Annotated in this window: 6 protein-coding genes; 2 read left to right on the plus strand and 4 right to left on the minus strand. The window is 46.8% G+C overall.

What is annotated here, in order from left to right:
- Positions 1-306 precede the first annotated feature (306 nt).
- Together KB557_RS07885 and KB557_RS07890 are read right to left on the minus strand one after the other, a co-directional pair.
- A complete protein-coding gene (locus KB557_RS07885) occupies positions 307-1,332 on the minus strand; it encodes a GTP 3',8-cyclase MoaA (protein WP_255133009.1) in 1,026 nt (341 codons plus the stop codon).
- 82 nt (positions 1,333-1,414) lie between these two features.
- Positions 1,415-2,044 carry a molybdenum cofactor guanylyltransferase gene (locus KB557_RS07890; RefSeq protein ID WP_255133011.1) on the minus strand — a complete coding sequence of 210 codons (630 nt, stop codon included), beginning with the start codon at positions 2,042-2,044 and terminating at the stop codon, positions 1,415-1,417.
- 30 nt (positions 2,045-2,074) lie between these two features.
- Here KB557_RS07890 and cynS point away from each other — a divergent pair, with 30 nt between their 5' ends.
- Together cynS and KB557_RS07900 are read left to right on the plus strand one after the other, a co-directional pair.
- Entirely contained in the window at positions 2,075-2,533 is a 459-nt protein-coding gene (gene cynS, locus KB557_RS07895) for a cyanase (protein WP_255133014.1), read from the plus strand.
- On the plus strand, positions 2,527-4,656 hold the full coding sequence (locus KB557_RS07900; RefSeq protein ID WP_255133016.1) for a molybdopterin oxidoreductase family protein: 2,130 nt from the start codon (positions 2,527-2,529) through the stop codon (positions 4,654-4,656). Before cynS ends, KB557_RS07900 begins: the two co-directional genes overlap by 7 nt.
- On the opposite strand, the gene KB557_RS07905 is transcribed toward KB557_RS07900, so the two are convergent.
- Complete coding sequence (locus tag KB557_RS07905) at positions 4,642-5,454, minus strand: ABC transporter ATP-binding protein (protein WP_255133018.1); 813 nt, start codon at positions 5,452-5,454, stop codon at positions 4,642-4,644. The two genes, KB557_RS07900 and KB557_RS07905, sit on opposite strands and share 15 nt — an antisense overlap.
- Positions 5,455-5,456: 2 nt before the next feature.
- Positions 5,457-6,963, minus strand: a 1,507-nt coding sequence (locus KB557_RS07910; protein ID WP_255133021.1) for an ABC transporter substrate-binding protein, incomplete at its 5' end; no start/stop codon positions are given.

A 6,963-nucleotide genomic window follows, 5' to 3' on the forward strand; every position in this document is an offset into this window, starting at 1 on the left:
CACTATTACTGTTTACCCGTTGGTGCAATACCCGCGGAGCAGCAGCGGTATCAGTTTTATTTGTTTTGCTTAACTCCTTGGCTGGCTTTGCCGGTTTGCTGCTTTCAAAGCCAACTGCGGCCGCTGAGTTGCTGCGTGGACCCATGCTTCTGTGGCTTCCAGTAGTTTTTATTTCAGGGGCAATTGGATCGCACTTAGGCAGCTCCTATTTGCCGGTAAAATGGATTCGTTATACGTTGGCGCTAGTATTAGCTATTGCTGGTTGTAAGCTTTTGGGAATTCATTGCTATAGTTAAATAGCTTTTATTAGCCACCAAGTAATGCCATCTCAGCTGGTGCTTTACGGCTACCACTTTTAAGTTGTTGCTCCCGTTGTTCGCTGTAGCGATCGCTTCGATTACCCCAAAGTTTGCCAATTGCTTCTTTAAGGTCGCCGGAACAACTGTTTGCTTGTAGGTAATCACGTAAATCTAAGCCACTGTTTTGGCTTGCAAATAAACAGGTGTAAGCAATGCCATTTGCAGTTACCCGAAGCCGGTTGCAATCGCCGCAAAAAGGTTCACTAATAGAAGCTATAGTTGCCAAATAGCTCTTGCGATCTGTATATTGCCAGCGCTTTGCTGTGGTGGCTGATCTCCTTTTAAGTGGTTCAAGGGCCCACTGCTTATTTATAACCGCAATCATTTCAGCACTTGTTAAAACAGCTTCTGGCTGCCAGCCGTTGCGGTTACCCACATCCATGTATTCAATAAGACGTAGTTCAATGCCTTCGTTTCTTGCTAATTCTGCTAGGGGTAGCAATTGGTTGTCATTTTTTCCCTTTTCAATAACAGCATTTAGTTTTAGGTCACCTTTGGCTGGATCAAAGCCTGCTGAACGGGCATGGCCAATGGCTGCCAACACCTGGGCCAGATGTAATTCGCCATGTTTAATCCCAGCCATGCGAGCCACTGAATCTGCTGTGGTTCCATCAAGGCTAAGGCTGATCCGATTTAATCCTGCCTTGCGCAGGCGATGGGCCCGCTCGCCATTTAGTAGGAATCCGTTGCTAGTTAGCGCTATGTCGCTTAAGCCTTGATTTCGTAGTGGATTGATTGCGGTTATCAGTTCTTCAAGGTCTGGATTTAACAGTGGCTCACCGCCCGTTAGCCGCAAGCTGTGAACACCAAGTTCAACGGCAGCTTTCACTATTTTTAAGCGCTGCTCAAGATTGATTAAACCCAATGGCTCTTTGCTATCTGGAAGGCAGTAGGGACAAGCAAGGTTGCAAAGGGCCGTAAGGGATAGTCGTAAAACTCCAATCGGTCTGCAATGTTGGTCTAATTGGGTCATAGGGTCAAATCCTTGGCCTTAACCTGTGCTCCAGGCCGAAAATTAGCGGTAGAGATTGTGCAACGCCACTCACGATTTGGTGTTATTGCCAGGATTCATAATAGGTTGTGATTTTCTGTGAATAGTTGATATTGCGAATTGCCTTTGCATCGAGCAGCAAAACTATCTTAGCTAATTGTTTTAGCCAGGCCATAAGGCTGCGTTCACCAGTATTTATGGTTTGGTTTAGGTTCTTGCTAATGGCAGCGTTGCTCGGATAAACGCCAAGGAGGGGTTGCAGTTGTTCACCATCATGGGCCAAAACAAGTGAATTTGGCTTTCGCTTAGCTTTCTCTAGCAAGCTGTTGATCGCCCCGAAGGTTAGGTAAGGCATGTCTACGGGGCACAGCAGCAACGTTTGCTCCGGGTGGATTTGCATCAACCGATGTAGAGCTAACAGGGGGCCCTCCCAGGGGGGATCTTCTGGAATTGCAGTTACCAGCTCCATAGTTGAGCCCATTTCCAGGTGGGCTTGATGACAACTGAACAATGTGATTGGCGCCTGCAATTGAGCAAGCAGTTTCAGGCTGCGCTCCAACCAAGTGCCTCCCTCAGGGTGAGCCAATAGGGCCTTGTCTTGCCCCATACGACGGCTGCTGCCTCCGCTTAGTAGGCAGCAACGCAGGGGTGGATTTTGTAGCAACGGCTGCCGGGATAGCTCTTCGGAATTCATAGGGTTAACTCGATTCATCTCTGGTGTGCCATGGCTCAATCCCAGCTCACGGTTACTTTGCTGGCGGCTAAACGCAATCTTGGCTTAAGTTTTGCTGATTTAGGCGAAAAGTTAGGTGTTGATGAGGTGTGGGTAGCAAGCTTGATCTATGGCCAGGCAACTGCATCTGAGCAGGAGGCAAAAGCATTACTTGAAGCCTTGGGTTTAGAAAAAAACGATAATTCAATTGAAATGAGTTGCGAACTTATGGCTTTTCCTGTTAAGGGTGGATTAGATCCGGTAATTCCAACCGACCCGTTGCTTTATCGTTTCTACGAGATTATGCAAGTTTATGGCATGCCATTGAAAGATGTAATTCAAGAAAAGTTTGGTGACGGAATTATGTCTGCGATAGATTTTAGCCTCACAGTTGATAAAGAGGAAGATCCTAAAGGTGATCGTGTGCTGATAACTATGAATGGCAAATTCTTGCCCTATCGAAAGTGGTAACTAGCCCCGCACCCTTTTTAGGGCAATGCCCCTACTGCGGTGTTGGCTGTGGTCTTGAATTATTTCCACCTAAAGAAGCTTCAAATTCCATTTCATGGAGTGCTCGGGGTGATCGCAAGCACCCCTCCTCTCTTGGCCAGGTATGCGTTAAAGGCGCCACTATTGGGGCCACCCTTCACCAAAACCGCCTCACTGCGCCCCTATGGAGAGAACAACTTGACCAGCCTTTTACCCCCATCTCATGGGATCAGGCCTTTGAGCTATTAGTTGCACAGATTCAAAAAATTCTGGCTACAAAAGGCCCTTCTGGATTGGCTGTATATGGTTCTGGTCAGTTCTTAACTGAAGACTATTACCTTGCTCAAAAACTTTTTAAGGGTTATTTAGGTTGCAATCACTTTGACGCTAATTCACGGCTATGTATGAGTTCGGCAGTGGCTGGCTATAGCCGCAGCCTTGGTTCTGATGGCCCGCCCTGTTGCTACGACGATTTAGATGTGGCGAATCTGGTGTTTTTAATTGGCACAAATACAGCTGAGTGTCATCCTGTTTTATGGCAACGTTTGATTAAACGCAAACGCCGTAATCCCAATGATCTTAGAATTATTGTTGTGGATCCCCGATGTACTGCAACTGCCTCAGAGGCGGATCTGCATTTGGCCATTAAACCCGGCACTGATCTGTTTCTATTACATGGTATTGCTCAACTGTTAGTAAGCAACAACATCATTGACCATGGTTTTGTTGCTGCAGCCACCCACGGCTACGCCGAGCTAACTGATCAGTTATTTGCTTATACACCGCAACGAGTAAGTGATATTTGTGGCATTGATGAATCACAATTGCATAAATTATTAGAGTATTGGCAAGCCAGTGATGCGGTTTTAAGCGCTTGGTCTATGGGGGTGAATCAAAGCGTTGAAGGTAGTGCCACGGTGAGCGCAATTATTAATTTGCATCTTATTAGTGGACAAATTTGTAAACCTGGGGCAGGACCTTTTTCCCTCACAGGCCAGCCCAATGCCATGGGGGGGCGAGAAGCAGGTGGCTTGAGTCAGCTTTTGCCTGGATATCGCACTGTTACAGACCCACTGCATCGAATTGAACTTGAACATCACTGGAATCTTCCAGAAGGATCAATTGCTCCAGAAGCAGGTAGAGATGTGTGGCAACAAGTTGAAGCTATGGAGCGAGGTGAGCTTGGCTTGTGGTGGGTAGCTGCAACAAATCCGCTTGTAAGCCTTCCCTCCTTAGATCGGGTTCGCGCGGCAGTTCAGAACTGTCCTTTTGTGGTGCTGAGTGAAGCCTATGCCGGCACGGAAACCGCAGATGTTGCGCACTTGTTATTGCCTGCTGCTCAGTGGAGCGAAAAACAAGGGGTGATGACCAATTCAGAACGGCGCGTAACTCTTTGCCAGGCCTTCCGTGATCCCCCAGGGCTAGCTCGAGCTGATTGGGCAATTTTTGCCGAACTGGGCAGAAGGCTTGGATTTTTTTCTGCCTTTGATTACAGCCAAAGCAGTGATGTTTACGCTGAATTTGTTGCTATTACCACTGGGCGAGTATGCGATATGGCTGGTTTAAGCCACTCTTTACTGGCTGATCATGGACCGCAGCAATGGCCCTTTCCTTTGCACACCCTTCCAGGTGGAGGCGCGGCCAGGCTTTATTGCGACAAACGTTTTCCCACTAAATCGGGCAGAGCTCGCTTGTTGTGGGATCCTCCTTTTGGACTTGCTGAACCTCCATGTGATGCCTATCCCCTGATACTTACGGTGGGTCGTTATCTGGGGCATTGGCACACCATGACCCGCACCGCATTGGTGCCAAAACTTATGCAACAGCATCCCGAGGCGCTTTTAGAGGTGAACCCCCTTGATGCTGAGCATGTTGGTTTAAATGAAGGCGACTGGGCTGAAATTCGCTCAAGGCGAGGAATGGTTTGCGCTCGGGTACAGATATCTAAAAAGATCAGGCCGGGCACTGTGTTTTTACCAATGCATTGGGGGGCATCTCAACAAAACCACTGCGAAGCAAATCGTTTAATGCATGAATTGGGCTGCCCCTATTCGAAACAGCCTGAACTTAAGGCTGCTGCAGTATCAATTTCAAGACAAGTTTGAACCTTCACCTTGGCTTTCAAAAAGAAATTCAAGAGCTCGGTTTCGTAATTTGCCGTAGCGCTGATCACGAGTTAGTTCGTCTCTATCGCGGGGGCGATTAAAAGGAATTTCTAGAATTTCTCCGATCGTTGCTGCAGGCCCATTGGTGAGCATTACTACACGGTCAGCAAGGAAAAGAGCTTCGTCAATATCATGGGTAATCATTAATACAGTGCAGCGCTGCTGCCTCCATAGCGCTAGGAGCTCCTCTTGTAATTCTTCTTTTGTAATTGGATCAAGCGCTCCAAATGGTTCATCAAGAATTAATACTGGAGGTTTGATGGCCATAGCTCGTGCGATAGCAACTCTCTGGCGCATGCCGCCACTTAGTTCATTTGGGAAGAGATGAATTGAATCACCAAGCCCAACAATTTCAAGCATTGCCTCAGCGTCTGCAAGTATTTTCTTTTTTGAATCGTTTGGGTTGATTGCTCGCAACCCTAAAGCAACATTATTTAAGGCGCTTTTCCAGGGTAACAAGGAATAGTTTTGGAACACTACCATTCTATCTGGACCAGGGCTCTGAACTGGAATGTCACCCACTAAAACCGAACCGGAACTTGCTTTTTCAAAGCCGGATAATGTATTTAGCAGGGTACTTTTGCCGCAACCGGAATGGCCGATTACACATACAAATTCACCAGGCGCCACCGAAAGATTAATTTCCTGTAAAACAACAACTTGGCTTTCTTTACTGCCAAAGATTTTGCCTAGATTCAGGAACTCCACCCCAAGCCCCTGAGCTTCAGATAATGTCATTTTTAATTCCTATTAAGAGCAGAAAATGGTAGGTTTTTTAAATAGCCAATTGGATCATCTACATTAAAATATTCGCCATTTGCTAATTCGTATACTCTTTTACTTGGTTCCTGGTCATTAATTCCTACTAATTCACAGGCTTCAAGAAATAAGCGCCGGTCGTAAACTCGATCCAGTAATTCTTGCCTATGGCTAGGTAATTCACTCATTCCCCAGCGGGCAAGCTGAGTAAGAACCCAAAGCCCTTCTGCGGGATCTGGATAGCAGGCTTGGCCAAGAAAGTAGCGATTAAAACGCAGTAAACTCGTGGCATCATTTAAATTTAAGCTCTGCTCAGTATCACTAAAACCTTCTTGAATTGGTGTTAAAAGTTGTGGGCCAAACGCTTCTGGTGCTGCTAATACCTCCAATAATTCATCTCTATTGCTTACTTGATCGCAAAAGTTTGCGGCCTCCAGCACTGCTCCAGTGAGCGCCACAGCCTGGTTGCGGTGGTTATCAACCCAGGCCTCCCTGAATGCCAATACTTTTTCTGCATGGTTTGGCCAAACTGAAGCATCTGTGAGCACAACTTTGCCGCTGCCGCGATGTTTTGCCAGACAGGCTCTTAATTTCCCTGCCGCAAAGCCATCTATTAGATCTGCTTCCATAGCAGCTAGCAATGTGATTGGGCTGCGGCGTTGCCATGAAATCTGTTCTGGATCAACCCCTTGAGCTCCAAGCCAGTGGCGCAATAACAATTCAGCCATTGATAGCCGATCGGGAACTCCCAGCCTCAATTCATCGCCCGAGCGCAGCTTATGTAATAACTCTTCAGTGTTGCTTATTCCTAGGTTGCTTGATAGCACCAAGGCATTGCCATTACGGCTGAGGGTTTGGCTCACCACCATTGGAAGTGATTTGCTATCCACCGCCCCTGCTGCCATTGAGAGTGGCTGAGCAGCACTAAGGGCAGCACCATCTAAACGCTCCAATCTAAGAAGATCATCAATCTCGCACCAGCTTTGGCATTGGAGTAGTTCAATGTTTAAGCCATACTTCTCAAAAAGTTTTTTTTGTTTCGCCACCAGTAGTGGCGCAGCATCAAGACCTGCTAGATAACCAAGGTGAATTGTTTGTAAATTTGCTTCCTTTGAAATTGTCGATTGCAGATTAATAGATAAGCTCTTTTTCTGTCTTTTGCTCACCTTTTTTTGATCGTGTAGAAATTCAAGCAGCTCGTTGCGTAACGTGTAGTAGTTCGGATTGTTTAAAACATCTTTCCGGCAGCGGGGGCGCTCAAAGGGTACTGAGATGATCCGGCCGATGTGCGCTTTTGGCCCATTTGTAAGCAGAATTATTCTGTCGCTAAGCAATAGTGCTTCATCTACATCATGGGTAACCATTACTGTTGTAATGCCCGCATTTTGGCAAAGATCCATAAGCTGGCTTTGTAGATGACCACGTGTAAGTGCATCTAGGGCACCAAATGGTTCGTCAAGAAGTAAGAGTTTTGGCTGCAGCGCAAAA

The organism is Synechococcus sp. Cruz CV12-2-Slac-r (genome assembly GCF_024346075.1).
GTDB lineage: Bacteria > Cyanobacteriota > Cyanobacteriia > PCC-6307 > Cyanobiaceae > Synechococcus_D.

What these genes read in the sequence shown, in the direction of transcription:
- KB557_RS07885 (WP_255133009.1), bottom strand. Translation starts at nt 1,332, where the DNA reads ATGACCCAATTAGACCAACATTGCAGACCGATTGGAGTTTTACGACTA.
- cynS (WP_255133014.1), top strand. Translation starts at nt 2,075, where the DNA reads ATGGCTCAATCCCAGCTCACGGTTACTTTGCTGGCGGCTAAACGCAAT.
- KB557_RS07905 (WP_255133018.1), bottom strand. Translation starts at nt 5,454, where the DNA reads ATGACATTATCTGAAGCTCAGGGGCTTGGGGTGGAGTTCCTGAATCTA.
- KB557_RS07890 (WP_255133011.1), bottom strand. Translation starts at nt 2,044, where the DNA reads ATGAATTCCGAAGAGCTATCCCGGCAGCCGTTGCTACAAAATCCACCC.